The organism is Isoptericola sp. NPDC019482 (assembly GCF_040632295.1).
GTDB lineage: Bacteria > Actinomycetota > Actinomycetes > Actinomycetales > Cellulomonadaceae > Isoptericola.
Genome location: NZ_JBEYBQ010000015.1, coordinates 67645 through 92572, shown reverse-complemented (window position 1 = coordinate 92572; position 24928 = coordinate 67645). Strand labels below are relative to the sequence as shown.

Sequence of the window (24928 nt, the reverse complement as noted above, 5' to 3'; positions counted from 1 at the left end):
CTCACGGGGTCACTCGCCGGGCATCGGGAGGACGTCGTCGGCCCAGGTGTCCGGCGTGCCGACCCGCCACAGCGAGTGCACGAGACCGAGCGCGACCGTCGTCGCCGCGAGCAGCGCGACCAGCACCCCCAGGACGACGCCGATGCCGCCCGCGTCGAGCAGCGTGCCGCCGACCAGCGGCGCCAGCGGCATGGCCGCCACCCCGCTCAGCCCCAGCACGGAGGCGAGGCGCCCCTGCATCTCCCCCGGCGTGATCGCGGCGGTGTAGCCCGCCATCGCCGCGTTGACGGCCGGCACCAGCAGCACCCCGACGCCGATCAGCACGACGTACGCGAGGTACTCCTGCACGACCGCCATCGCCGCGAAGGCCGCGACGAGCAGCCCGAGCGCCGCCACCGTCAGGACCCCGAGCCGCAGCCTCGCCACGAGCGGGGGCGCGATCACCGCACCCAGCAGCATCGATTCCGCGGCGACCATGTCGAGGACGCCGATGAGCACGGGCGAGGTGCCGGATCCCGCGAGCTCGAGGTGGATGGCGATGAGCATCCCGGTCAGCGCCACGTTGACGACGACGAACATCCCCAGGCACGCCCGGAACAGGGGTAGCGACCACACGAAGCGGAGCCCCTGCCGCAGCGCGAAGACGGGGCGCAGGGCACGCTGGTCCGCGACGTCACCGTTCAGCGGCTCCTTGACGAAGGCCGCGCAGAGCGCCGTGACCGCCTCTCCCACGACCGCCCCGATCATCGGCACGACGTGCGCCACGCCGTACAGCACGCCGCCCAGCGGCCCCCCGAGGATCCCCGCCAAGGCGTCGCGACCCTGCGCGACGGCGTAGGCGGTGGGCAGCTGCGACGGCGGGACGACTGCGCGGAACGCCCCGCTGATCGCGGGGTCGAGGAAGGCCGTGGCGACCGCCGCCCCGAAGAGCACCGTGGCGAGGTGCCACGCCGTGAGCCGACCGGTGATCCCCGCGACGACGACCGTCGCCCACAGGACGGCGGCGACGCTCGCGGCGACGACAACCAGCCGACGCCGGTCCGTCCGGTCGGCGACGACGCCGGCAGGCAGGGCCGCGAGCAGCGCGCCGCTCTGACCCACCGCCGCGATCACCCCGGCGGCGGTCGGCGACCCGGTGAGCTGCAACGCCAGGAGCGGCACCGCGAACCTGGTGACGCTCCCGCCCAGCGACTGTGCGGTGAGGCCTGTCATCAGCAGCATGTAGGGCCGGTTGCGGCGCAGGGGCGCGAGCGCCCGGGCCGGGTCGACGGGGACGGTCTCGCTCGCGGTGGACGGCGACGCGGCCGCCTGGGTCTCGGTCATGGGCACGACCGTAGACTCGCAACACATCTTGCGCAATAGCTATTGCGCATTAGGTATTGCGGGAATCTTGCTACGCTCGACCCGTGCTGGAGACCATGGAGATCAGCGATCCCGAGTCCTTGCGCGCCATCGCCAACCCGGTGCGGCAGCGGATCCTCATGCAGCTCGCGGCGGCCGGTCACGCGCGTGCTGCCGACCTGGCCGAGGCGATCGGTCACCCCGCGAACTCGGTGAGCTTCCACCTCCGGGTGCTGGCCCGGGCGGGGATGATCACGGAGGCCCCCGAGCACGCCCGCGACAAGCGGGACCGCGTCTGGAAGAACGTCGCGACCAGCTACAACGTGAAGCCCGCCGCCGGCGACGCGGCCGACCTCATCCTGCGCCCGACCGTCGAGTGGCTCTCGGAGGTGTTCGCGCACGGCAGCCACGAGGAGACCCTCGACGCCGGCCGCACGTTCATGCTCACCACGATGATGCTCACTCGTGAGGAGGCGAACGAGCTCATCCTCGAGCTCTCGCAGCTCCTCAACCGGTGGTCGGAGCGCAGCGTGGCCGCGTCCCGCGACGAGCCCCTCGTCCCGCGCGAGGTGTACCAGCTGCTCACTGCGATCGCGCCGCGGGACGACCCCCGCGGCGACGCCGCCCGGGACGCCGAGGGATCCTGAGCGGCGACGTCACCCGACGACGGCGCGCCGACCGTCGACCCGCAGCCCCTCGCGCGCGACGCGGCCCACGGTCTCGACCAGCAGGGCGCGCTCGGCGACCTTGATCCGCTCGTGCAGGGACGCCTCGTCGTCGTTGTCGAGCACGGGCACGACGGCCTGGGCGAGGATCGGGCCGGTGTCGACGCCGGCGTCGACGACGTGCACGGTGCAGCCGGTGACCTTCACGCCGTAGGCGAGGGCGTCGCGCACGCCGTGCGCGCCGGGGAACGACGGCAGCAGCGCGGGGTGGGTGTTGACGATCCGGCCGGCGAACCGCTCGACGAACGAGGGCGCGAGGATGCGCATGAACCCGGCGAGCACCACGTAGTCGGGCCGGAAGACGGCGACGGCCTCGGCCACGCCGTCGTTCCAGGCGGGACGGTCGTCGAAGTCCTGCGGGGCGACGACGACGGACGCGACGCCGGCGTCGCGGGCCAGGTCGAGCGCCCCGGCGCCGGGCTTGTCGGAGACGACGCCGACCACGCGGGCGCCGTACGCGGCGTCGTCGTGGGCCGCGAGCAGCGCCGCGAGGTTGGAGCCGCCGCCGGAGGCGAGGACCACCAGCCGGGCCTGGGCCGTGCCCTGGGTGGAGGTGGACGCGACGGGGTGGCCGGACGGGGTCTGCACGACGTCACCCTACCCGCGCGTCCCCGCCGACCGTCGCGCTCGGGACGAGGCCCCGGCCTACTCCCGCCGAAGCCGCGTGCCGACCTGCAGGTGCGCGCACGCCAGCACGACCGCCGCCCCGACCCCGACCTCGACGGCCACCACCGCCCCGGTGAGCAGCGGGTCGGCGCCCACCTGCGCCAGGCGGCCGGCGCCGACCGCTCCCCCGGCCCAGTGCTGCAGCAGCCCGGTCACGACGCCCGCGAGCACCACCGTCCCCGCGAGCACCTGGGCCAGGTCGGACCAGCGCACGCGGTCGGGGTCGAGCCGCCGCCACGCGAACCAGCCAGCGAGCGCGCCGCAGGCGACGACGGCGAGCGGCCCCGCGACCGTCGCGGTCGGGCCGGACCAGTCCGGGCCGGGCAGCGCACCCAGCAGCGGCACCGCGGGCAGCGGGCCCGTCTCGGTGCCGCCCGGGGCGTACAGGGTGCCCTGACCGACGGCGAACCCGGTCCCGGCCAGCCACGAGGCGGCCCAGAGCACGAGGTTGGGCAGCAGCGCGAGCTGCGCGACGGCGAACACGACGCCGCCGATCCAGCCCGGGTCGAGCCCGGTCACGACGTCCTCCGACGTCGCCCGCCCGGCCACGACCCACACCAGCGTGAGCGCGGCCCCGAGCCCGGTCAGGGCGGCGAGCGCGACCGTGCCCGCCTGCAGCCCGAGCCGCGCGACGTCGGGCACCGTGCGGTCGAGCAGGCCACCGGGGACGACGACCTCGGGCCGGTCCGGCGGCACGAGGATGCCGAGGGCCGCGCCGGCGCCGCCCACGACGGCGCCACCGAGCGCCGCGAGGGCGAGCCGGGGCGCCGCGGCGGCGAGCCCCTCACCGCCCGCCACGCCCGCGGTCGCGGCGGCGAGGGCCACGGTCGCGGCGGCATAGGTGACGGTCGCCCCCGCCCAGGCAGCCAGGGTGGGCAGCGCCGAGCGCTTGACGGACACGTAGGTGGTGAAGACCGCCAGGGCGCCGATCCCGAGGGGCACCAGGGTGATGACGCCGGAGCCGGCGTCGACCGGCACGCCGTGCCCCAGCAGCCACAGCCCCGTGGCGACGCCGACGGCCCCGGTCCACGCGGAGTCCGGCGACCCGCCCAGCACCCCCACGACGGCGAGCAGCACGACGACCGCCCCGGAGAGCACGACGCCCTGCACGGTGGCCCACGCGCCCGACGTCGCGGCCGCGAACCGCTCGCTCCCCCGCCCGAGGCGGCGCGTGGGGCCGTCGCCGTCGACGGTCCGGGTGGGGCGGGTGCCGGGTGGTGCGCTCACCGGCCCATCGTCACCCGCGCCGCGGGCAGAACCCCGCAGACACACAGACGGCGCCCGCCCCCGCAGGGGCGAGCGCCGTCGTGGGCGTCGCGTGGCGCCGGAGCGCCCTCAGGTCAGAGCGACTTGAGGATCTCGCGCATGAGCTCGGCGGTCTCGGACGGCGTCTTGCCGACCTTCACGCCCACGGCCTCGAGGGCCTCCTTCTTGGCCTGCGCGGTGCCCGCCGAGCCGGAGACGATGGCGCCGGCGTGGCCCATGGTCTTGCCCTCGGGGGCGGTGAAGCCGGCGACGTAGCCGACGACCGGCTTCGTCACGTGCTCCTTGATGTAGGCGGCCGCGCGCTCCTCGGCGTCGCCGCCGATCTCGCCGATCATGACGATCGCCTGGGTCTCCGGGTCGTTCTCGAAGGCCTCGAGGGCGTCGATGTGCGTGGTGCCGATGACCGGGTCGCCGCCGATGCCGATGGCGGTGGAGAACCCGAGGTCCTTCAGCTCGTACATCATCTGGTAGGTCAGGGTGCCCGACTTCGACACGAGGCCGATCGGGCCCTTGCCGGTGATGGTGTGCGGCGTGATGCCGGCCAGCGACTCGCCCGGCGTGATGATGCCGGGGCAGTTCGGGCCGATCATGCGGGTCTTCTTGCCCTGGAGGTAGGCGAAGACCTCGGCCGAGTCCTGCACCGGGACACCCTCGGTGATGACGACGATCAGCGGCATCTCGGCGTCGACGGCCTCGATGGCCGCGTCCTTGGTGAACGCCGGGGGCACGAACAGGACCGACACGTTCGCGCCGGTCTCCGCCATGGCCTCCTTGACGGTGCCGAAGACGGGCAGCGTGACGTCGTTGCCCTCGTGGTCCTTGTGGGTCACGGTGGTGCCGGCCTTGCGGGCGTTCACGCCGCCCACGATCTGCGCGCCGGAGTCGAGCATCAGGGCGGTGTGCTTGGCACCCATCCCGCCGGTGATGCCCTGGACGATGATCTTGCTGTCCTTGTTGAGGTAGATCGACATTGTTCTCGAATCTCTGCTTTCGACGTCGGCGGGGCGCTCAGAGGTGGGCGAGCTCGGCGGCCTTGGCCGCGCCGCCGTCCATGGTCTCGGCCAGGGTGACCAGCGGGTGGTTCGCCTCGCGCAGGATGGCGCGGCCGAGGTCCACGTTGTTGCCGTCGAGGCGCACGACGAGCGGCTTGGTGGCCTCGTCGCCGAGGATCTCCAGCGCGCCGACGATGCCCTTGGCGACCTCGTCGCAGGCGGTGATGCCGCCGAAGACGTTGACGAACACGCTCTTGACCTGCGGGTCGTTGAGGATGACGTCGAGCCCGTTGGCCATGACCTGGGCGTTGGCGCCGCCACCGATGTCGAGGAAGTTGGCGGGCTTCACACCGCCGTGCTCCGCGCCGGCGTAGGCGACGACGTCGAGGGTGCTCATGACGAGCCCCGCGCCGTTGCCGATGATGCCGACCTCGCCGTCGAGCTTGACGTAGTTGAGGCCGTTCTCCTTGGCCTTGGCCTCCAGCGGGTCCGCCGCGGCCTTGTCCTCGAGCGCCTCGTGGTCCGGGTGGCGCACCTCGGAGGCGTTGTCGTCCAGCGAGACCTTGCCGTCGAGGGCGACGATCGAGCCGTCCTCGGTGCGGACCAGCGGGTTCACCTCGACGAGCGTGGCGTCCTCGGCCGTGAAGACCGTCCAGAGCTTCTGGATGACGTCGGCGACCGGGGCCTTGAGGTCGTCGGCGAAGTTCGCGGCGTCGACGATCTCGCGCGCCTTGGCCTCGTCGATGCCGACGATCGGGTCGACGGCGACCTTGGCCAGCGCCTCGGGGCGCTCGACGGCGAGCTGCTCGATCTCCATGCCGCCCTCGACGGAGCACATGGCGAGGTAGTTGCGGTTCGCGCGGTCCAGGAGCACGGAGAAGTAGAACTCCTCGGCGATCTTGGCGCCCTGCGCGATCATCACGCGGTGGACCGTGTGGCCCTTGATGTCCATCCCGAGGATCTCGGTGGCCTTCTCCTCGGCCTCCGCCGGGGAGTGGGCCAGCTTGACGCCGCCGGCCTTGCCGCGGCCACCGACCTTCACCTGGGCCTTGACGACGACGGTCCCGCCGCCGAGCTTCTCTGCACCTGCGCGAGCCTCTTCGGGCGTCGTCGCGACGACGCCGCCGAGCACGGGCACGCCGTGCTTCTCGAAGATGTCGCGAGCCTGGTATTCGAACAGGTCCACCCTGCTGCGTCCTTCCATCGGTGGTGCCCCTGGGTCGGCAGAGGCCGGCACGAACGGATGTCTCGACATCAAGACATCCCCGAACAGGGTAGTCCGACCCGCACGACGCCGGGAACCGCGGCCCGGCAATCCCCCGCCGCAGGTGACCGATCCCACACGCCGCCGCCCGAGTTGTCAGACTCAGGACCGCCTATATCTCGACGTGGCTCTGACAGCTCACGAGCACCGCGAGCTGTCAGAGCCAGGACCACCTATACCTCCGTGTGGCTCTGACAATTCCGTCGGCCCGCGTCAACCTGGGTTGACAGCTATCCAGGCGTCAACCATAGTTGACGGCATGACGGAGAAGACGCTCGTCGGCGCGGCCGCCGGCGACGACCCCACGGAAGGGCTCCGCGCCGTCCGCGCGCTGCGCGACCTGGCCGACCGGCTCGAGACGCTCCAGGTAGAGCGTGCGCGACAGCTCGGCTGGTCGTGGCAGGACGTCGCCGACGCGCTCGGCGTGAGCAAGCAGGCGGTCCACAAGAAGCACGGCAGGAGGATCTGATGTTCGAGAGGTTCACCAAGGACGCGCGCGCCGCGGTGCAGGGCGCCGTCGAGGTGGCGGAGCGCGAGCGCTCCGAGTCGATCGACACCCGGCACCTGGTGGTTACGCTCGCCTCGGGCGCGGGGCACGTGCCGGCCGCCCTCGAGGCCTGCGGGCTCCGGCCCGACGACGTCGCGGCGCTCGCGCGCGACGCCGTGCGACGCGGCGAGGTGCTCGACGCGGAGGCGCTGGCCGCCGTCGGGATCGACCTCGACGAGGTCAGCCGGCGCGCCGACGAGACCTTCGGCTCGGGAGCGCTTGACCGTGCCGCCCGACGGGGCACCCGCCGGCGCAAGCACTGGCCGTTCACCGCCGACGCCCGCAAGGCGCTCGAGCTGTCCCTGCGCGAGGCGATCCGCCTCGGCGACAAGGGGATCGACGACCGACACCTGCTGCTCGGCGTGCTGCGCTCCGACTGCCCCGGCGGCCGGCTGCTGGAGGCCGCGCTGCACGACGCCGGCTCCGACGTCGCCGCGCTGCGCACCGCGGCCGAGCGGGAGGCCCGGGCGGCCTGAGGCGCCGCACGGTCTCAGCTCAGCGCCGCCTCCAGGAGGCCGAACGCCGCGTCCGCGGCGACCCGCTCCGGGCCGTGGAGGGCGTCGACCGGGCCGTGCACGAGCGTCCACGTGCCGTCGTCGTCGACCCGCACCCCGGCGGTCCGCGCCCCGCGCGCGTCCGCGACCGTCACCACGCCGCCGAAAGGGCGCCCGGTGAGCGCGCCGAAGCTCGCGGCCACGTACCCGGCGGCGGCCCGCGCCGTCGCGACGTCCGGGGCGACCGGCAGCGCCTGCCAGATGCCGGTGGGCCGCGACTCGAGGATCGCGCTGCCGTGCGGGGAGCGCACGATCAGCGCCGTGTGACGCTGGTCGCCCACCGTCCCGACCGCCTCGGTCCACTGGGTGGCGGTGAACAGCACGGCGCACAGCGCCGCGAGGTTCCCCACCGGCACCAGCCGTCCGTGGTCGTCGCGCGCCAGCCCGCGCAGCACGAGGGAGCTGAACCCCGCGCGCAGCAACGGGTCCCCGTCCGGGAGGGCGGGCAGCTGCAGCGCCTCGCGCGTCAGCTGCGCCTCGGGCGGGGTCGCCACGCGGAACAGGGTCATCAGCTCGTGCCCCGTCAGGCGCACCAGGTTCGCGGGCTCCGGCGCCCGCACGGTCGGTCGGGGGGCGGGGTGCTGGATCATGCGCGGGTCCTCGTCGGCTCGGTCGAACGGTGCGGAGGGCGTCGGCGAGCGTCTCCGCCGCGCCGTCGAGCGAGCTGGCGGGGCTTCCGCGCCCGGCCTGTCCGTCGCCGCCCCGTCGTCCTCGGTCGCGACGACCGTAGGGCCGGCGGGACGACGGTGCGATGGGGAGCGGTCCCCATCGGCACCGGACGGAGCGCATTCCTAGGGCCGCGAGACGGGGGCGTCGCCCTCCGCCGTGGCCGCCAGGTAGGCGCGCCCCCGCGGCGAGAGCCGGTAGCCGACGTCGAGGCTCTCGGTGAGTCCCAGCTCCTTGAGCCGGCGGACGCGGATCTTGAACGGGTCGCGCTCCATCCCGAGGTCGGCGGCGAGGGTGCGCGCGACGACGGCGGGCCGCGCCGCGACGAGCTCCAGGTAGGCCCGGGTCCAGGGCTCCGGGGCGGCGCGGTCCATCCGCGCGAGGCGGGTGCGGATCGCGTCGACGGCCGCCTCGTCGAGGTCGTCGTCCTCGCGCAGCGCGACCCGCGGGTCTGGGCCGACCAGCCGCAGGCCCACCCGGTACGGCTCGCCCTCGCCGCGCTTCTCGAGCCAGGCGCGGGCCGCGTCGGCGGAGCGGAATCCTGCGCCCCGGGCGTCGGCGTCGTCGACGCTCCCGAGGGTCGCCGGTTCCACCGACGTGACCTCGACGACGCCCACCCTCGTGCGCATCGTCGACCCGGCGCGCACGCGCACCACCGCCCACCGGCGGTAGGTGTGCGTCACGGTCCCGTCGGCGAGCCCGCGCAGCGTCCTGGCGTCGAGCAGCACACGGCCACCATGCCAGCGGCGACGGGCGTCCGCCCGGCCACCGTCAGAGCTTCGTGACCGGCGAGTACCGCAGCAGCAGCCGCTTGGTGCCGTCCGCGCCGAAGTCGATGCGCGCGACCGAGTTCGGGCCGCTGCCCTCGAGCGACACGACCGTGCCGAGACCGTAGGCGTCGTGCGTCACCTTGTCGCCGACGTCGAGGGACGGGACGTCCGCGTCCTTGCGCGGGGTGGCCGAGCCGAACGTCGCGCCCGTGCCCGCCGTCGTGCCGGCAGTCGTGGTGCCAGCGTCCTTCGGGCGGCCGATCCGGCCGCCGACGCCCTCGGACGGCGACCTCCGCTGCGGCGACCAGGTGCCGCCCGACGAGCCACCGCGGGCCCCGCCGCGCGCCGCGCCGTTCCGTGCCGCGCCGCCCCAGGCCGACCCGCCGCGGCGCAGGTACTGGGTGGACGACTCGCGCCGCCGCCAGTCCCACAGGTCCTCGGGGACCTCCTCGAGGAACCGGCTGGGCGGGAACTCGTTGGGCGCGCCCCACGCGGACCGCACCGCCGACCGGGAGATGTACAGCCGCTGCCGGGCGCGCGTGATCCCGACATACGCCAACCGCCGCTCCTCGGCGAGCTCGGAGTCGTCGTGCAGCGACCGCATGTGCGGGAACGTGCCGTCCTCCATGCCCGTGAGGAAGACGACGGGGAACTCGAGGCCCTTGGCGGTGTGCAGGGTCATGAGCGTGACGACGCCCTGGTCCTCCTTGGGCTCCTGCTCGGCCTCGCCGTCGGCCACGTCCTCGTCGGGGATCTGGTCGGCGTCGGCCACCAGCGACACGCGCTCGAGGAAGTCGGCGAGATCGCCCTCGGGGTCGAGCTCGCTGAACTCGGCCGCGACGGCGTGCAGCTCGGCGAGGTTCTCGACGCGGGAGGCGTCCTGCGGGTCGTCCGACGCGCGCAGCTCCGCGAGGTAGCCCGTGCGGTCCAGGACGGCGCCGAGGATCGTGGCGGGTGGCTCGCCGTCGTCGACGAGGGCGCGCAGCTCGCGCATCATGTCGCGGAACGCCGTGAGCGGCTTGGACGTGCGCGACGTCATGCCGCCGATCTCCTCGGCACGCTCGAGCGCGGCCCCGAACGAGATCCGCTCCCGGTCCGCGAACGACGCGACGAGCGACTCGGCCTTGTCCCCCAGCCCCCGCTTGGGCACGTTGAGCACCCGACGCAGGTTGACGTCGTCGTCCGGGTTCGCCAGCGCCCGCAGGTAGGCGACGGCGTCCTTGATCTCGCGGCGCTCGTAGAACCGGGTGCCGCCCACGACCTTGTACGGCAGGCCGACGCGGATCAGCACCTCCTCCAGCGCGCGCGACTGCGCGTTGGTGCGGTAGAACACCGCGACGTCGCCGGGGCGCACGCCGTCGGAGTCGCCCAGCCGGTCGATCTCCTCGGCGACGAACCGCGCCTCGCCGTGCTCGTCGTCGGCCACGTAGCCGACGATCTTCTCCCCCGCGCCGGCGTCGGTCCACAGCCGCTTCGGCTTGCGGTCCGGGTTGCGCGAGATGACGGAGTTCGCGGCCGTGAGGATCGTCTGGGTGGAGCGGTAGTTCTGCTCCAGCAGGATGGTCGTGGCGTCCGGGTAGTCCTCCTCGAACTCCACGATGTTGCGGATCGTGGCGCCGCGGAACGCGTAGATCGACTGGTCGGCGTCGCCGACGACGGTGAGCTCGGCGGGGTCGAGACCGTCGACGCCGGGGCCGTCCGCCGTCGCGCCGGCCAGCTCGCGCACCAGCATGTACTGCGCGTGGTTGGTGTCCTGGTACTCGTCCACCAGGATGTGCCGGAACCGGCGGCGGTAGTGCTCCGCGACGTTCGGGAACGCCTGCAGCAGGTTCACCGTCGTCATGATGATGTCGTCGAAGTCGAGGGCGTTCGCCTGCGCCAGCCGCTGCTGGTAGCGCCGGTAGACGTCGGCCAGCACGGTGTCGAACTCGGGCGCGCCGCCGTCCGCGAGCCCCCCGGACGCGGCGCGCTCGCGCCAGCCCTCCTCCGTCGCGTCGACGCCGGAGCTCTGCGCGTAGGCCTCCGGGTCGATCAGCTCGTTCTTGAGGTCGCTGATCTTGTGCGCCAGCGAGCGCGCCGGGTACTTCTTCGCGTCGAGGTCCAGCTCGCGCGTCACCAGCGTGATGAGCCGCTGGCTGTCCGCGGCGTCGTAGATGGAGAAGCTCGAGCGCAGGCCGAGGGTCTTGGCCTCCTTGCGCAGGATCCGCACGCACGCGGAGTGGAACGTCGAGACCCACATCCGGCCGCCCGCCGGGCCCACCAGGTGCTCGACGCGCTCGCGCATCTCCGCCGCGGCCTTGTTGGTGAACGTGATCGCGAGGATCTCCCCCGCCCGCGCGCGGCCCGTGGCCAGCAGGTAGGCGATGCGGTGCGTGAGCACGCGCGTCTTGCCCGACCCGGCGCCCGCGACGATGAGCAGCGGCGAGCCCGCGTGCTCGACGGCGGCCCGCTGCTGCGGGTTCAGCCCCTCCAGCAACGCCTCGGGGTCCAGGTGCGAGAACGCCCCGCGCGACCGCGGACGCCCGGCGTCCGCGCCGCCGTCGTGCGCCTCCGACGCCGCGTCGCGCACCCACGCGGGCGCGCCGGAGGACGGGTCGGCGGCGTCGTCGTCCCAGCGCGGGGCGGTGGACGGCAGGCGCGCCGTGTCGTCCTTCGCGGCGTGGTCGAACCCGGGCAGGGACAGGCTGTCGAACAGGGAGGTCATCGTGGACCAAGCGTAGGCTCCGCAGCCGACATCTCGGTGCCGCCCACCCGTCCGCGGCACAGCCGCATCGGCGTGTGCGGGATGTCGTCCTCGAGATACTCGGGGCCGTCGGGGACGAAGCCGAACCGCCCGTAGAAACCGGTCAGCGGCGACTGCGCGCCGAGCACGACGTCGGCGCCCGGCGCCGCCGCCGTGGACACCTCCACGGCGACGCGCATGAGCACTCCCGACGCGCCCGTCCCGCGCACGTCCGGGTGGCACACCACGCGACCGATGCGCTGCACGTCGCCGTCGTCGAGCACGCGCGCCGTCGCGACCACGCGACCGGCCTGCCCGCCGTCGAGCAGGACGACGTGCCGCGCCGCGGGCTCGGCGTCGCGGCCGTCCAGGTCCGGGTACGCGCACTCCTGCTCGACGACGAACACGTCCTGCCGCAGCCGCCACGCCTCGTACGCGGTCCGCGCATCCAGCTCGTCGAGCGTCGCGACGCGCACCGTCCACCGATCGTCGTGCAGTGCCGCCGCGTCCTGCGTGGTCATGGTTCCCCCTCGTGCCGTCGCTACCGCCCGACACCTTAAGCCGCGCACCGATGAGATCCGCCCCCGGCACCCATCATCCCTGCACCGCACCCGGCGCGGCCGGCGCCGGGCCATCGCCCGAGGAGGTCCACCGTGGCCGCAGCACGATTCACCGGGGTCCAGACCGTCGCGGTGCCCGTCCGGGACCAGGACGCCGCGCTCGCCTTCTACACCGGGCCCCTCGGGCTCGAGGTCCGCTTCGACGCCGAGCTGCAGCCCGGCTTCCGGTGGGTCGACGTCGCCGCGCCGGGCGCCGCGACGTCGCTCGCGCTGGTGCGGGAGGGCGACGGGCTGCCCGCCGGCGTCGACACCGGGATCCGGCTCGTCACGCCCGACGCCAGGGCCGCCCACGCAGCCCTGACGGACGCGGGGGCCGACGTCGACGAGCTCCTGCTGTGGGGGACGGCCCCGCCGATGTTCTCCTTCCGGGACCCGGACGGGAACACCCTGTACGCCACCGAGAACCCGGCCGGCTGAGCTCCCCGGGCTCGCGGCGGATGCCGTCGGGGCGGGAGACTCCTGCGCATGACCGTGCTGCGCTCGATCCTGCTGTTCCTCGCCGCCGCCGTCTTCGAGATCGGCGGCGCCTGGCTGGTGTGGCAGGGGGTGCGCGAGCACCGCGGCTGGGTCTGGATCGGCGCGGGCGTCGTCGCGCTCGGCGCGTACGGGTTCTTCGCGAGCCTCCAGCCGGACGCGAACTTCGGCCGGATCCTCGCCGCGTACGGCGGCGTGTTCGTCGCCGGGTCGCTCGTCTGGGGCATGGTCGTCGACGGCTTCCGTCCCGACCGGTGGGACGTCGTGGGCGCCCTGATCTGCCTCGCGGGGGTCGCCGTGATCATGTACGCGCCGCGCACCGTCCACGCGTAGTCGATCGGCGTCCACAGATGTCGGCAACCTATAGAACAGGTGTTCGAATCCTGCTAGGTTGAGGGCATGACGACGACGCTTCCCGACCCCGTGACCGGCACCGATGCCGGCACGAGCGAGGGCCTGCGCGCGGAGGCGGACCGGCTCGCCGCGATGCCACGGTCGTGGGCGCCGTCGATCAGCGAGCTGCTCGACGACGAGGCACGACGTCTCGAGACCGGCAGGCAGAACACCCGCGAGCACGACACCGAGCCACCGCAGCCCTCAACCGCGCGGCCGACACCGACAGTGACGCGGACAGCGCGGCCGACGCTGGCAGACCTGGACCGGGTGCTGGACCGGCTCGCCGCGAACGAGACCCGGGTCGCGACCCTGCACGCCGAGCGCGCCTCGCTCCTCGCGGACGCGATCCGCCTGGCCGAGGCCTTGGAGACCGACCTGCTCGATCCCGACGACCCCACCGCCCGACGCGCACCCTCCGCCCGCAGGCTCGAGCTCGCCCACCGCGCCGTGACCGCAGAGATCGCCACCACCCTGCACATCGGCGAGCACGCCGCGGGCAGCCTGACCGACCACGCCCGCACCCTCACCGCCAAGGCCCCCGCCACCCTGCAGGCGCTGTCCGATGGCCGCCTGTCGTGGGCGCACGCCACCGCTATCACCAAGCACGTCGCCGACCTCGACCCCGACCAGGCAGCCCATGTAGAACGCTCCGTGCTGGCCGCCGTGATCAGCCCCGACGACGGTCCCGGTGCCACCGCGCGCACGGTCACCTGCACCCCCGCGCAGGTCGCCCGCCGAGCACGCCGCGCCCGCGAGACCACCCACCCCGTCCCCGCCGACGTCCGCCACACCGAAGCCGCCCAACAACGCGCCGTCTACCTCGACGACGGCCACGACGGCATGGCCTGGCTGGTCGCCCACCTGCCCGCACCCCTGGCCCACGCCGCCCACGACCGCCTCACCAGATCCGGCAGGCACCTGGTCGCCGACGGCGACCCGCGCACCCTCGCCCAAGCCCGCGCCGACACCCTCGCCGCCCTCCTCCTGGACGACGGCACCCTCGACCACGGCGCACCACCTGCCCCCGCCCGACAAGCCGCGCGACACGACAATGAACCGCGCCACGACAGCGCGCGCAGCAACGACACCGCCACGCGGACGCCAGCGCCCACGGTGACCTTCACGACGTTGAGACCCGGCACGAGGCCAACCTGCTGGCCACGCTGGCCCGCTCGATCCGGCCCCAGGTCACCGTCACCGTCCCGGTCCTGACCCTGCTCGGCATCACCGACGCCCCCGCGCTCCTCGACGGTCACGTGCCGATCGACCCCGACACCGCCCGACAGCTCACCGCCCTCGCACCCGCACTGCGGCGGATCCTCACCGATCCGGAATCGGGCACCGTCCTGTCCGTGGGACGCACCACCTACACCGTCCCCGCCGACCTCAAAGCCCTCGTCCGCACACGCGACCGCACCTGCCGCTTCCCCGGCTGCACCCACCCCGCACAACAGTCCGACCTCGACCACACGGTCGCCTGGGCCGACGGCGGCACCACCAGCGCCGCCAACCTCGCCGCGCTCTGCCGCCGCCACCACGTCCTGAAACACCAGACCGGCTGGCACGTCAGGCAACGAGAGACCACGGGCATGGGCGACACCCTCGAATGGACCTCCCCCACCGGCCGCCGACACACCACGACACCCGAACCACCCGAGACCACCAGACACCGGGCGATACCGCACGGCCCCGGGATCCCCGCCCCCGGGCCCCCGCTCTCCTGAGCCGCGCAGACACCGGACGGAAGCGCGCGCCAGCGGTGCTCAGGTGAGGAACAGCCCGACGACCCACACGAGAGTGGCTACGACGCCGCCGGCGAGCTGCACGCCGATGGTGATGAGCGTGGCCTTGAGCGCCGCTCGCGTGGCTGTCCAGGCGACGGCCGCGTCGCGGCGTCGGGCCAGCTCGATCAGGAAGACGGCGCCGGCGAAGAAGAGGAAGAGCCCCACCACGGGGACGACGAAGAACCCGACGATCCCCGCGAGGCCGGCGATCGCGAGCGTGCCCCACGGCACGTCGGCCCGGCGCATGTGGCGCCCGGCGAGCAGCCACTGACCGGTCTCGGCGGCCACGACCGCCAGGGCGGCGACGGCGAAGCACACCCACGCCGTCGTGCCGCCGGTGACCCACGCCCACACGAGGATGCTCCCCAGCACGAGCACGTTGCCGGGGAGCACCTGCACGACGATGCCGACCAGGCCGACGGCGATCGCCAGCCCGACCAGCACCTCCCCCAGGACGCTCACCGCGACCGCCCCGGGGGCACGTGGACGGTCACCAGAAGACGGCGACCAGGATGTTGACCAGCGTCAGGGCGCCGATCGAGTGCTTGAGGCCGGGGGCCACGGCACCGGTGCCGTTGTCGCCCTTCGAGCCCTGACGCTTGGCGACGAACGCCAGCACCGCGATGATCAGCGCGATCACGAGCTTGACGCCGATCTTGGCCATGCTGGGCCCGCCGTCCGCCCACAGGTCGCCCATCTCGGCGATGCCGACCATGAGGACGCCCGCGACGAGCGCGGTCGCGGCGCCGTGGAAGACGCCGCGGTAGAGGCCGGGGCTCTTGATCGACGCGATGTAGCCACCGAGGACGATCGCCCAGCCCACGAAGTGGAGGGCGACGAAGACGTGGTAGAGGAACTCCATGCGGGCAGCCTAGCCGCGCGCGGAGCGGGATCTGACACCGGTGTCCGCAACCGGTCACACATCACACCCGGGCGGCCCGGCGCCAGCGTTCCCGGCGCCGTCCCACCATGTGGTCCCAGCATGTGGACCTGCTCTCGCGCGACCCCGCCCGCAGCGGTTACGGTCGTGCCCATGACCACGGCCACGCACCGCCTCCTCGTGACGTCCCGTCACGAGATGTCGGCGTGCGTGCGTCGCAGCATGCGCAGCTGTCTGTGCTGCTGTCGCTGATCGCGCCCTACCTCAGCCCCGCCGCCCCCGCGCGGCTCCTGAGCACCGGCGCGCGCCGTCGGTCCTCGGCCCACCCCCGCTGAGTCGCTCGTCGTCGCGCGTCCCGCCCCCGAGGACCCGAGGAACTCCCCCAGATGACGACGCAGACCACCGCACCCGCCCCGACCAGCGACGACACCACCGCCCGCGTCCGCCCGCCGCGCGCCGCGCGCCCGAACGGGCAGTGGAAGGTGGACGGCACCGAGCCCCTCAACCACAACGAGGTCTTCAAGCAGGAGGCGGCGCCCCTCGGGGTCCGCGAGCGCATCGAGTCGATCTACGCCCACGAGGGCTTCGACTCGATCGCCGACGACGACCTGCACGGCCGGTTCCGCTGGTGGGGCCTGTACACGCAGCGCAAGCCCGGGATCGACGGCGGCCGCACCGCGACGCTCGAGCCGCACGAGCTCGAGGACAAGTACTTCATGCTCCGCGTCCGCTCCGACGGCCAGGCCCTCACGCCCGAGGCGCTGCGGGTGCTGGGGGGCATCTCGGCGGACTTCGCGCGCGGCTCGGCCGACATCACGGACCGGCAGAACATCCAGTACCACTGGATCGCGATCGAGGACGTGCCGGAGATCTGGCGCCGCCTCGACACGGTGGGCCTCGAGACGACGACGGCCTGCGGCGACTCGCCCCGCGGCTTCCTCGGCAGCCCCGTCGCCGGCATCGCCGCCGACGAGATCATCGACCCCACCCCGGTGATCCTCGAGATCAAGCGCCGGTACATCGGCGACCCGGAGCTCGCCAACCTCCCGCGCAAGTTCAAGACGGCGATCACGGGCCACCCGAGCCTCGACGTGGTGCACGAGATCAACGACATCTCGCTGGTCGGCGTCGAGCACCCGGAGCTCGGGCCCGGCTACGACCTGTGGGTGGGCGGCGCGCTGTCCACGACGCCGCGGCTCGGGGAGCGGCTCGGCGTGTTCGTCACCGAGGAGCAGGCGCCGGACGTCTGGCACGGCGTCATCCGCATCTTCCGCGACTACGGCTACCGGCGGCTGCGCAACAAGGCCCGCCTGAAGTTCCTCCTGGCGGACTGGGGCACCGAGAAGTTCCGCGAGGTGCTGGAGACGGAGTACCTCGGCTACGCGCTGCCCGACGGGCCCGCCCCGGCGCCGGCCACGCGGCCCGGCGACCACGTCGGCGTGCACGAGCAGAATGACGGCCGGTTCTACGTGGGCGCGGCGCCCGTCGTCGGGCGCGTGGGCGGCAACACGCTCACCGGGCTGGCCGACCTCATCGAGCGGGTCGGCGCGGACTCCGCCCGGCTCACCGCGCACCAGAAGGTCGTGATCCTGGGCGTGCCCGGCGACCGCGTGGACGAGCTGCTCGACGGCCTGGAGCCGCTGGGCCTCACCGCCCGGCCGAGCCTGTTCCGCCGCTCGACCATCGCCTGCACGGGCGTCGAGTTCTGCAAGCTCGCCATCGTCGACACCAAGGACACCGCAGCGCGTGTGATCGGCGAGCTCGAGGACCGGCTCGGCGACGTCACCGCGCGCCTCGACCGCCCGATCGAGCTCAACGTCAACGGCTGCCCCAACTCCTGCGCCCGGATCCAGACCGCGGACATCGGGCTCAAGGGCCAGATCATCACCGTCGACGGCGAGCAGATGCCGGGCTTCCAGGTGCACCTGGGCGGCGGCCTGGTCGGCGAGGGCCGCGACGCCGGCGGGCTGGGCCGCACGGTCCGCGGCCTCAAGGTGCCGGCGTCGGAGGTCGGCGAGTACGTGGAGCGCGTCGTGCGGCGGTACGACGCCGAGCACGACGGCGCCGAGACGTTCGCGCAGTGGGCGCACCGGGCCGACGAGGAGGCCTTGCGGTGACCGCCGTCGAGGTGTCCTCCCCGGTGACGCTGCTCGCCTCCCCCGCGGGCGGCGGCCGGCTCGCCGAGGTGCGCGCCCGCGCGGCGGCACGCGAGGAGTCCCGGGCGGCGCGGCAGCACGCCCGCGCGTCCCGCCACCGGCGCTCCGTCGAGGAGCTGCGCCACGTCGTCGAGCGCGGGCAGGCGCAGCTGCACGCCGACGGCGACCGCCCCGAGGCCACGGCCGTGGAGGTCGTCGCGTGGGCGGTGCGCGAGTTCGGCCCGTACCTCGCGGTCGCGTCGTCGATGCAGGACCTCGTGCTGGCGCACCTGGTGTCCCGCCAGCTCCCGTTCGTCGACGTCCTCTTCGGCGACACCGGGTACCACTTCGCGGAGACGCTCGGCACGCGCGGCGCCGTCGAGATCGAGATGGACGTGGACGTCGTCGACGTCCGCCCGGAGCTCACCGTCGCCCAGCAGGACGCGGAGCACGGACCCCGGCTGCACGACCGGGACCCCGAGGCGTGCTGCGCCATGCGTAAGGTGGCTCCCATGCGGCAGGCCCTGCAGGGCTACGAGGCCTGGGCGACCGGCGTCCGCCGCGGCGAGACCGCGGCCCGCGCGAACGCGCCCCTGGTCACCTTCGACGAGCGCAACGGCGTCGTGAAGATCAACCCCCTCGCGGCCTGGACCGACGAGGAGGTCCAGGAGTACGCCCGCGCACACGGCGTGGTGGTGAACCCGCTGCTCGACGACGGGTACCCGTCCGTGGGCTGCGAGCCCTGCACCCAGCGGGTCGAGGCCGGGCAGGACGCCCGCGCCGGCCGTTGGGCCGGCCGGGACAAGGACGAGTGCGGGCTGCACGTATGAGCCGGAACAGGGCGTCCTCGAGCGGGTCGCGGGCTCCGCGGCCCGCCCCGCCGCACGACACGTACCCGCTGGGCCTGCGGGTCGCCGGCCGCCTCGTCATCGTGGTGGGCGGCGGCCCCGTGGCGCTGCGGCGCGTGCGCGGCCTGCTCGCCGCCGGCGCCCGCGTGCGCGTGATCGCGCCCGACGTCGTGCCCGAGCTCGCCGCGCTCGTCGCCGCGGGCGCGATCGAGCGGATCACCCGCGGGTACTGCGACGGCGACCTCGACGGCGCGTGGCTGGTGCACACGGCCACCGGCGACCCCGACGTCGACGCGCGCGTGGCCGCCGACGCCGAGCTGCTGCGGACCTTCTGCGTCACCGCGGGCGACGCCGGGCTCGGCTCCGCCTGGGTGCCCGCCGTCGCGCGCACGCCCGTCACCGACGCCGCCGGCCGCCCGGCCGGCGACCTCGCCGTCGCCGTCACCGCCGGTCGCGACCCGCGCCGCGCGGTGCGGGTGCGCGACGCCGTCGTGGCCGGGCTCGACGACGGCAGCCTGCCGCTGCGTGCCGTGCGCGACGCCGGTGAGGGGGCCGACGGTGCCGCGACGCGGCCCGGCCGCGTGGCCCTCGTGGGCGGCGGCCCCGGGGACGCCGGCCTCATCACGGTGCGCGGGAGGCGGCTGCTCGCCGCGGCGCACGTCGTCGTCGTCGACCGGCTGGCGCCGCGGTCCCTCCTGGCCGGGCTGGGCGACGAGGTCGAGGTGGTCGACGTCGGCAAGACCTCCGGGCACCACCCCGTGCCGCAGGAGGAGATCACCGCGCTGCTGGTGCGCCACGCGCTCGCCGGCCGCGACGTGGTGCGCCTCAAGGGCGGCGACCCGTACGTCTTCGGCCGCGGGGGCGAGGAGCTGGACGCCTGCCGCGCCGCCGGGATCGAGGTGGAGGTCGTGCCCGGCGTGACGTCCGCCGTCTCCGTGCCGGCGGCGGCGGGCATCCCGGTCACGCACCGGGGGCTCGCCCGCGGGTTCAGCGTGCTCACCGGGCACGACGACGTCGGGCAGGTGCCCGGTGGCACCGACCACACGCTCGTGCTGCTCATGGGCGTCACCCGGCTCGCGGACACCGCCCGCGCGCTCGTCGCGGCGGGCCGTCCGGCGGACACGCCCGTCGCCGTCGTGGAGGACGGGTTCGGCGCCCGCCAGCGCACCACCGTGGGCACGCTCGCCGACATCGCCGACCGGGCGCGCGCCGTCGGCGTGCAGGCGCCGGCCGTGACCGTGGTGGGCGACGTCGTGCGGCGCAGCCCCGCGTGGACCGGCCCGGCGTCCGCTCACACCGTCGCCGCCTCCGTCGTGAGGTCGTCGTGACGGGGGTTCACGCGGGCGAAACGGCGGCGGACGACACCGGTCCTAGGGTCGACCGCATGACCGCTCCCGCGCTGCTCGCCGTCTCGCACGGGACGGCGTCCGCCACCGGCGCGGGCGCCGTCGCGACCCTCGTCGAGGCGGTGGCCGCCCGCCTCCCCGACCTGCCCGTGCACGCCGGCTTCGTCGACGTGCAGCAGCCGGACGTCCCGACCTGCCTGGCGGGCCTGCGGGACGCGCCGTCGGGGTCGATCGTGGTGCCGCTGCTGCTGTCGGCGGGGTACCACGTGCACGTCGACCTGCGCGAGGACGTGGACGCCGCGGTCGCGGGCGGCGACGACGTCACGCTCGGCGGGGCGCTCGGGCCGGACGACCGCCTGGTCGACGTGCTCGGGCAGCGCCTCGCCGAGGCGGGCCTGCGGGACGACGACACGGTCGTCCTGGCCGCCGCCGGGTCGAGCGACGCGCGCGCCGTGGCCGACTGCGAGACCACCGCCGCCCGCCTGGGCGAGCGCCTCGGCCGCCGCGTCACCGTCGGCTACATCGCCAACGCGACCCCGCGGGTGCACGAGGTGGTCGACGCCGCCCGCGCGGAGCGCCCGGGGCGCCGCGTCGTCGTCGCGTCCTACCTGCTCGCCCCCGGCTTCTTCGCCGACCTCGCCGCCCGCGCGGGCGGGGACGTCACGACCGCGCCGCTCCTGGTCGCGGACGAGGACGCGCCCGCCGAGCTCGTGGACGTCGTCGTCGAGCGCTACCGCGCCGCCGCGCTCACAGCAGCCGGCGCGCCGCGGCCCACCGCGTGAGCTCGTAGCGGCTGGAGAGCTGCAGCTTGCGCAGCACGGCAGAGACGTGCGTCTCGACCGTCTTGATGGAGATGAACAGCTCGCTGGCCACCTCGCGGTACGAGTAGCCGCGCGCGATGAGCCGCATGACCTCCTGCTCGCGCTTCGACAGGCGGTCCAGCTCGTCGTCGGCGACGGCGACGTCGCCCGCGGCGGTGCCGAACGCGTCGAGCACGAAGCCCGCGAGCCGGGGCGAGAAGACGGCGTCCCCGCCGGCCACGCGCACCACGGCGCCGGACAGGTCCGACGCGGAGATGTTCTTCGTGACGTACCCGCGCGCGCCCGCGCGGATGACGGCCACGACGTCCTCGGCCGCGTCCGACACGGAAAGGGCGAGAAAGCGCGTCTCGCCGAGGAGGTCCGCGCACCGGCGGACGACCTCCGCCCCGCCCCCGCCGTTGCCGCCCGGCAGGTGCACGTCGAGCAGCACGACGGGCGGCCGGTGCTCGTGCACGACGGCCACGGCCTGGTCGACGTCGGCCGCCTCGCCCACCACCTGCACCCGGCCGTCCAGGCTGGCGCGCACGCCGGTGCGGAACATGTGGTGGTCGTCGACGAGCACCACGGGGACCGGCCCCGCTGGCTGCCGGGGCGCGTCGGTGGGTGTGGTCACGTGCGTGCTCCTTCGTTGTCGGCACCTGTCTCGGCGCTCTCGGCGGTCTCGTGCGGGTCTGGCGCCGGGGCATGGCCGTCCCGCGGCATCCTGAGTCGCACCTCGGTACCCCACCCCGGGCGGCTGGTGACGTCGGCGGTGCCGCCGCGGCGGTGCACCCGTCCCAGGATGGACTCCCGCACGCCGAACCGGTCCGGCGCGATGTCGTCCATCTCGAAGCCGTCGCCGCGGTCGCGGACGAACATCTCGACGGCGGCGTCGGTCACCTCGAGGTAGACGATGACGGGCGGCCTGCCGTGCACGACCGCGTTGACGAGGGCTTCGCGCGACGCCTGCAGCAGGGCCGACGTCTCCTCCGTGGGGACGCAGTCGCCCACCACGACGGTCTCCACCTCGACGGCACGGCCGTCCTCGACCTCGGCCACGAGGCCCCGCAGCTCGGCCGCGAGCGACGTGCCCGGGGCGGTGCGGTCGGTGTACAGCCACTCGCGCAGCTCGCGCTCCTGCGCGCGGGCCATGCGGGCCACGGCCTCCGGGTCGTCGGCGCGCGAGCGGATGAGGGCGAGCGTCTGGAGCACGGAGTCGTGCAGGTGCGCGGCGATATCGGCGCGCTCGGCCTCGCGGGCGCGGGCGGCGCGCTCGTCGCCGAGCTCCCGCACCAGCCGCAGCCACCACGGCGCCAGCATGAGCGCCGCGCCGGCCAGGACGGCCAGGGACGCCACGCCCGCCTGGAGCAGCACCTGCACCGGGGCGTCCTGACCGATGAGGAGCAGCACGCCCACCATGACGAGCACGACGCCGCCCACGAGGCGCAGCAGTAACGTCGAGCGCCGCGTGGCGGGGGCGCCGTCGGTGCCCCGGCTGCGCTGCGCGGCGTCGAGCTGGCTCCAGGCGAGCGCCAGGCCGCCCACGGCGACCAGGGCCGGCAGCACCCAGGACGCGCCCACGTCCCAGCCCGCGCGGATCGCGACGAGGATGAACGCGCCCGCGATGAGGGCCGCGCCGACGAGGACGTCCCGGACCGGCAACGCGGCCACCGGCCCTCCCAGGCGCAGGCGCGGCGCGAGCCGCTGCTGCGCCGCGGGCGTCGTCTCCGCTGCCTGCCGCGGGTCACCCGACGGCACCGTCACCCACCAGAACACGTACGCGACCGCGCCCGCCCCTGCCACCAGCGTGAGCAGGAGGAAGGCGAGGCGCACCACCAGGACCGGGAGGCCCAGGTGGGCGGCGAGACCCGCGGCCACGCCGGCCAGCACCCGCCCCTGCGGGGGCCGGCGCAGCGGGAGGCGCGGGGGTCGCTCGGTGGTCATGCTCCCGATCCTGGCACGTCAGGGCCGCCCCGGGGCGCGGGATCCCGAGGTTTCAGGGTGGCGCGGTCCCCCGAATCAGGGTCGTGTCAGGGCAGCACCCGATGCCGGTGCGGCCGCCCCGTCGTCAGGATGGAGCCATGAGCACCGACGACCTCCCCCAGCCTCCCGGGCCGCAGCCCGGAGCAGGCGGCGCCCCCGCCCCGGGCGGCGCCCCGCCGCGCCGCACCGGCGACGGCTTCTTCGACTCCATCCGCCGCATGGGCCTCACCCGGTCCGACAACCGGTGGGTCGGCGGCGTCGCGGGCGGCGTCGCCGAGCGGTTCGGCCTCGACCCGCTGCTCGTCCGGGGCCTGCTCATCCTCAGCTTCTTCCTCACGGGCGCCGGCATCGTCATCTACGCGATCGCGTGGGCGCTGCTCCCCGAGCGGGACGGCCGCATCCACCTGCAGCAGGCGTTCCGCGGCGATTTCGACGTCGCGCTGCTCGGGGCGGTCGTCGCGCTCATCGTCGGCTTCGCGTGGAACAACGGACTCGGGTGGTGGGGCTTCGGCATCGAGTGGATCCGCGGCCTGCTGTGGATCGCCGTCTGGGTCGGGATCGTCTGGCTCGTCATCAAGCTGATCCGCGACCGCCGGCCGCGGAACGGCGGTCCCGGCGCCCCGCCCGCGCCGCCGTACCCCGCGGCTCCGCCGTACCCCGCCGCGCCCGCGCCGGGCACGACCGACGGCCCCGCCGCGAGCGGGCCCTCGTCCACGAGCTCCTTCACCCCCGCGCCCCCGGCGCCGTACCTGACGACGCCGGCGGCGCCGCAGGCGCCGGCCGACCCCGCGAGCCCCTCCGGCTCCTGGGCCGCGGCTGCCGCCGCGCCCTCCGGCGCCTGGGCCGCCGCGCCCGCTCCGGCCGCTCCGGCTCCCCCGGTCGTCGCGGCGCGTCCGCCGCGACCCCCGCGTCCCGTGCGCCGTGGCCCCGGCGCCGCCGCGGTGGGCATCGTCCTGGGTCTGGTGCTGCTCGCGGGAGCCCTGCTCCTCGTGGCCGACCGCACCGGGAACCTCGACCTGCCCCTCGGCCCCACGTGGCTGGGCGCGTCGATCGTGGTCCTCGGGCTCGGGCTCGTCGTGACGGGCCTGCGCGGCCGGCGCGGCGGCGGCCTGACGTTCCTCGCGATCCTCGCGCTGATCGCCGGGGTCATCACCTGGCCGTTCGCCGGCGACCGCAGCTCCTGGGACTTCTGGGACGACGACCCCCAGCCGGGATCGGCCGCGGTCGTCAGCGACGGCACCCTGCACCCGACGACGACCGCCGAGGCGGAGGAGGGCGTGCACGTGCGCTTCGGCGACGCCACGGTCGACCTCACCGACCTCGACCTCAACGGCGTCCCGCCGGGCGACCCCGTCGTCGTCCCCGTCACCATCTCTGCCGGCAACGCGACCGTCCTGATCCCCGACGGCACGGCCGTGGAGGCCGACGTCGAGGTCATCGCGGGCAACGCCGAGTGGCTCGTGGACGGCCAGGACCGCTCCGTCAACACCTACACCAACGGTCCCGTGCGGTTCTCCACCGAGGAGGCGCGCGAGGCCGACGGCGCCCGCCTGCTGCTCGACGTCGGCGTGCGCGCCGGCAACCTGACCATCGAGGAGTCCCGATGAGCGACGACAAGCCCACCGTGCCCGGCCCCGAGCCGGACGAGACGCAGGCACTGCCCGCGGCCGACGAGACCCAGGCACTCCCGGCGCCGGACGAGACCCGGGCCCTCCCCACGTCGGGCGCCACCCGCGCGCTCCCCGCGGCCGGGCCGGACGACCCGCTGTCGATCTTCGACCAGCCGGAGCGGCACGCGGACCCCGCCTTCACCGAACGCGCGTCCACGCTGCCGGCGACGCCCGAACCGGCCTCGTCGGAGTGGGCCTCGTCCGAGCCGGCCGAGACCACGCCCACAGCGCCGGTGGCACCGGCGGGCCCCGTGGACGAGCCGCACGCCAGCGCAGGCCCGCGGTCCAGCACGATCGTGTGGGGCTTCCTCGTCGTGGCCTTCGGCGTGGGCCTCCTGGCCAACGCCGCGGGCGCGCGCATCGACGTCGAGCTGGCCGCCATCGTGCTGCTGGCCGCGGCGGGAGCCCTGCTGGTGATCGGCTCGGTCGTCAGCGCGGTGCGCCGCCGGCGCCGCGCGACGACCGTCCGCTGACCCCCG

Annotated in this window: 27 protein-coding genes; 14 read left to right on the top strand and 13 right to left on the bottom strand. The window is 74.8% G+C overall.

Annotation, left to right across the window (positions count from 1 at the left end; genetic code table 11):
- Positions 1-9: 9 nt before the first annotated feature.
- Positions 10-1323 carry an MFS transporter gene (locus ABZ493_RS12125; protein WP_430582420.1) on the bottom strand — a complete coding sequence of 438 codons (1314 nt, stop codon included), beginning with the start codon at positions 1321-1323 and terminating at the stop codon, positions 10-12.
- Between the two features lie 83 nt (positions 1324-1406).
- On the opposite strand from ABZ493_RS12125, the gene ABZ493_RS12120 reads away from it, so the two are divergent.
- A complete protein-coding gene (locus ABZ493_RS12120; protein WP_430582419.1) occupies positions 1407-1988 on the top strand; it encodes a helix-turn-helix domain-containing protein in 582 nt (193 codons plus the stop codon).
- A 9-nt stretch (positions 1989-1997) separates the two neighbouring features.
- Here ABZ493_RS12120 and purN read toward each other — a convergent pair whose 3' ends face one another.
- The 4 genes from purN to sucC form a co-directional block, all read right to left on the bottom strand.
- Positions 1998-2654, bottom strand: coding sequence for a phosphoribosylglycinamide formyltransferase (gene purN / locus ABZ493_RS12115; RefSeq protein WP_430582418.1), 657 nt, complete (start codon positions 2652-2654; stop codon positions 1998-2000).
- Between the two features lie 57 nt (positions 2655-2711).
- The gene (locus ABZ493_RS12110) at positions 2712-3959 is read right to left on the bottom strand and encodes a DUF6350 family protein (RefSeq protein WP_430582417.1); all 1248 of its coding nucleotides are present in this window, start codon (positions 3957-3959) and stop codon (positions 2712-2714) included.
- Positions 3960-4072: 113 nt separating this feature from the next.
- Positions 4073-4969 carry a succinate--CoA ligase subunit alpha gene (gene sucD, locus ABZ493_RS12105; protein ID WP_429766179.1) on the bottom strand — a complete coding sequence of 299 codons (897 nt, stop codon included), beginning with the start codon at positions 4967-4969 and terminating at the stop codon, positions 4073-4075.
- 37 nt (positions 4970-5006) lie between these two features.
- Entirely contained in the window at positions 5007-6176 is a 1170-nt protein-coding gene (gene sucC / locus ABZ493_RS12100; RefSeq protein ID WP_430582416.1) for an ADP-forming succinate--CoA ligase subunit beta, read from the bottom strand.
- 337 nt (positions 6177-6513) lie between these two features.
- Between sucC and ABZ493_RS12095 the strand changes: the two genes are divergently transcribed.
- Positions 6514-6723, top strand: a complete 210-nt coding sequence (locus tag ABZ493_RS12095; protein ID WP_429727962.1) for an RNA polymerase subunit sigma-70 — start codon at positions 6514-6516, stop codon at positions 6721-6723.
- Positions 6723-7277 (top strand): Clp protease N-terminal domain-containing protein, encoded by a 555-nt coding sequence (locus ABZ493_RS12090; protein WP_430582415.1) that lies wholly within the window; start codon positions 6723-6725, stop codon positions 7275-7277. Before ABZ493_RS12095 ends, ABZ493_RS12090 begins: the two co-directional genes overlap by 1 nt.
- Positions 7278-7291: 14 nt before the next feature.
- Here ABZ493_RS12090 and ABZ493_RS12085 read toward each other — a convergent pair whose 3' ends face one another.
- The 4 genes from ABZ493_RS12085 to ABZ493_RS12070 form a co-directional block, all read right to left on the bottom strand.
- On the bottom strand, positions 7292-7945 hold the full coding sequence (locus ABZ493_RS12085) for a hypothetical protein (protein ID WP_430582414.1): 654 nt from the start codon (positions 7943-7945) through the stop codon (positions 7292-7294).
- 201 nt (positions 7946-8146) lie between these two features.
- A complete protein-coding gene (locus ABZ493_RS12080; RefSeq protein WP_430582413.1) occupies positions 8147-8749 on the bottom strand; it encodes a hypothetical protein in 603 nt (200 codons plus the stop codon).
- A 43-nt stretch (positions 8750-8792) separates the two neighbouring features.
- The gene (gene pcrA, locus ABZ493_RS12075; RefSeq protein ID WP_430582412.1) at positions 8793-11495 is read right to left on the bottom strand and encodes a DNA helicase PcrA; all 2703 of its coding nucleotides are present in this window, start codon (positions 11493-11495) and stop codon (positions 8793-8795) included.
- The gene (locus ABZ493_RS12070) at positions 11492-12034 is read right to left on the bottom strand and encodes a GNAT family N-acetyltransferase (RefSeq protein ID WP_430582411.1); all 543 of its coding nucleotides are present in this window, start codon (positions 12032-12034) and stop codon (positions 11492-11494) included. Before ABZ493_RS12070 ends, pcrA begins: the two co-directional genes overlap by 4 nt.
- Positions 12035-12166: 132 nt before the next feature.
- Here ABZ493_RS12070 and ABZ493_RS12065 point away from each other — a divergent pair, with 132 nt between their 5' ends.
- The 4 genes from ABZ493_RS12065 (at position 12167) to ABZ493_RS12050 (ending at position 14727) form a co-directional block, all read left to right on the top strand.
- Positions 12167-12550: a VOC family protein gene (locus tag ABZ493_RS12065; RefSeq protein WP_430582410.1), complete on the top strand. Its 384-nt coding sequence runs from the start codon at positions 12167-12169 to the stop codon at positions 12548-12550.
- 48 nt (positions 12551-12598) lie between these two features.
- Complete coding sequence (locus tag ABZ493_RS12060; RefSeq protein ID WP_430582409.1) at positions 12599-12940, top strand: YnfA family protein; 342 nt, start codon at positions 12599-12601, stop codon at positions 12938-12940.
- Positions 12941-13006: 66 nt separating this feature from the next.
- Positions 13007-14215 carry a DUF222 domain-containing protein gene (locus ABZ493_RS12055; RefSeq protein ID WP_430582408.1) on the top strand — a complete coding sequence of 403 codons (1209 nt, stop codon included), beginning with the start codon at positions 13007-13009 and terminating at the stop codon, positions 14213-14215.
- 44 nt (positions 14216-14259) lie between these two features.
- Positions 14260-14727 carry an HNH endonuclease signature motif containing protein gene (locus ABZ493_RS12050; protein WP_430582407.1) on the top strand — a complete coding sequence of 156 codons (468 nt, stop codon included), beginning with the start codon at positions 14260-14262 and terminating at the stop codon, positions 14725-14727.
- Positions 14728-14766: 39 nt separating this feature from the next.
- On the opposite strand, the gene ABZ493_RS12045 is transcribed toward ABZ493_RS12050, so the two are convergent.
- Both ABZ493_RS12045 and ABZ493_RS12040 read right to left on the bottom strand, forming a co-directional pair.
- A complete protein-coding gene (locus ABZ493_RS12045) occupies positions 14767-15249 on the bottom strand; it encodes a DUF456 domain-containing protein (protein WP_430582406.1) in 483 nt (160 codons plus the stop codon).
- Between the two features lie 28 nt (positions 15250-15277).
- Positions 15278-15649: a hypothetical protein gene (locus ABZ493_RS12040; RefSeq protein ID WP_430582405.1), complete on the bottom strand. Its 372-nt coding sequence runs from the start codon at positions 15647-15649 to the stop codon at positions 15278-15280.
- Between the two features lie 224 nt (positions 15650-15873).
- On the opposite strand from ABZ493_RS12040, the gene ABZ493_RS12035 reads away from it, so the two are divergent.
- The 5 genes from ABZ493_RS12035 to ABZ493_RS12015 are packed head-to-tail and all read left to right on the top strand — an operon-like array spanning position 15874 to position 20778.
- Positions 15874-16002 carry a hypothetical protein gene (locus ABZ493_RS12035; protein WP_430582404.1) on the top strand — a complete coding sequence of 43 codons (129 nt, stop codon included), beginning with the start codon at positions 15874-15876 and terminating at the stop codon, positions 16000-16002.
- Positions 16003-16053: 51 nt separating this feature from the next.
- Complete coding sequence (locus ABZ493_RS12030; RefSeq protein ID WP_430582403.1) at positions 16054-17784, top strand: nitrite/sulfite reductase; 1731 nt, start codon at positions 16054-16056, stop codon at positions 17782-17784.
- A complete protein-coding gene (locus ABZ493_RS12025; RefSeq protein WP_430582402.1) occupies positions 17781-18632 on the top strand; it encodes a phosphoadenylyl-sulfate reductase in 852 nt (283 codons plus the stop codon). Before ABZ493_RS12030 ends, ABZ493_RS12025 begins: the two co-directional genes overlap by 4 nt.
- Complete coding sequence (gene cobA / locus ABZ493_RS12020; RefSeq protein WP_430582401.1) at positions 18629-19978, top strand: uroporphyrinogen-III C-methyltransferase; 1350 nt, start codon at positions 18629-18631, stop codon at positions 19976-19978. The genes ABZ493_RS12025 and cobA overlap by 4 nt, the downstream gene beginning before the upstream one ends.
- Before the next feature lie 56 nt (positions 19979-20034).
- Positions 20035-20778 carry a CbiX/SirB N-terminal domain-containing protein gene (locus ABZ493_RS12015; protein WP_430582400.1) on the top strand — a complete coding sequence of 248 codons (744 nt, stop codon included), beginning with the start codon at positions 20035-20037 and terminating at the stop codon, positions 20776-20778.
- Here ABZ493_RS12015 and ABZ493_RS12010 read toward each other — a convergent pair.
- Both ABZ493_RS12010 and ABZ493_RS12005 read right to left on the bottom strand, forming a co-directional pair.
- Positions 20744-21358 carry a LuxR C-terminal-related transcriptional regulator gene (locus tag ABZ493_RS12010; RefSeq protein WP_429728764.1) on the bottom strand — a complete coding sequence of 205 codons (615 nt, stop codon included), beginning with the start codon at positions 21356-21358 and terminating at the stop codon, positions 20744-20746. The two genes, ABZ493_RS12015 and ABZ493_RS12010, sit on opposite strands and share 35 nt — an antisense overlap.
- A gap of 68 nt (positions 21359-21426) precedes the next feature.
- Complete coding sequence (locus tag ABZ493_RS12005) at positions 21427-22740, bottom strand: PspC domain-containing protein (protein WP_430582399.1); 1314 nt, start codon at positions 22738-22740, stop codon at positions 21427-21429.
- Positions 22741-22877: 137 nt separating this feature from the next.
- Here ABZ493_RS12005 and ABZ493_RS12000 point away from each other — a divergent pair, with 137 nt between their 5' ends.
- Entirely contained in the window at positions 22878-24386 is a 1509-nt protein-coding gene (locus tag ABZ493_RS12000; protein WP_430582398.1) for a PspC domain-containing protein, read from the top strand.
- Positions 24383-24922 carry a hypothetical protein gene (locus tag ABZ493_RS11995; protein WP_430582397.1) on the top strand — a complete coding sequence of 180 codons (540 nt, stop codon included), beginning with the start codon at positions 24383-24385 and terminating at the stop codon, positions 24920-24922. Before ABZ493_RS12000 ends, ABZ493_RS11995 begins: the two co-directional genes overlap by 4 nt.
- Positions 24923-24928: the final 6 nt, after the last annotated feature.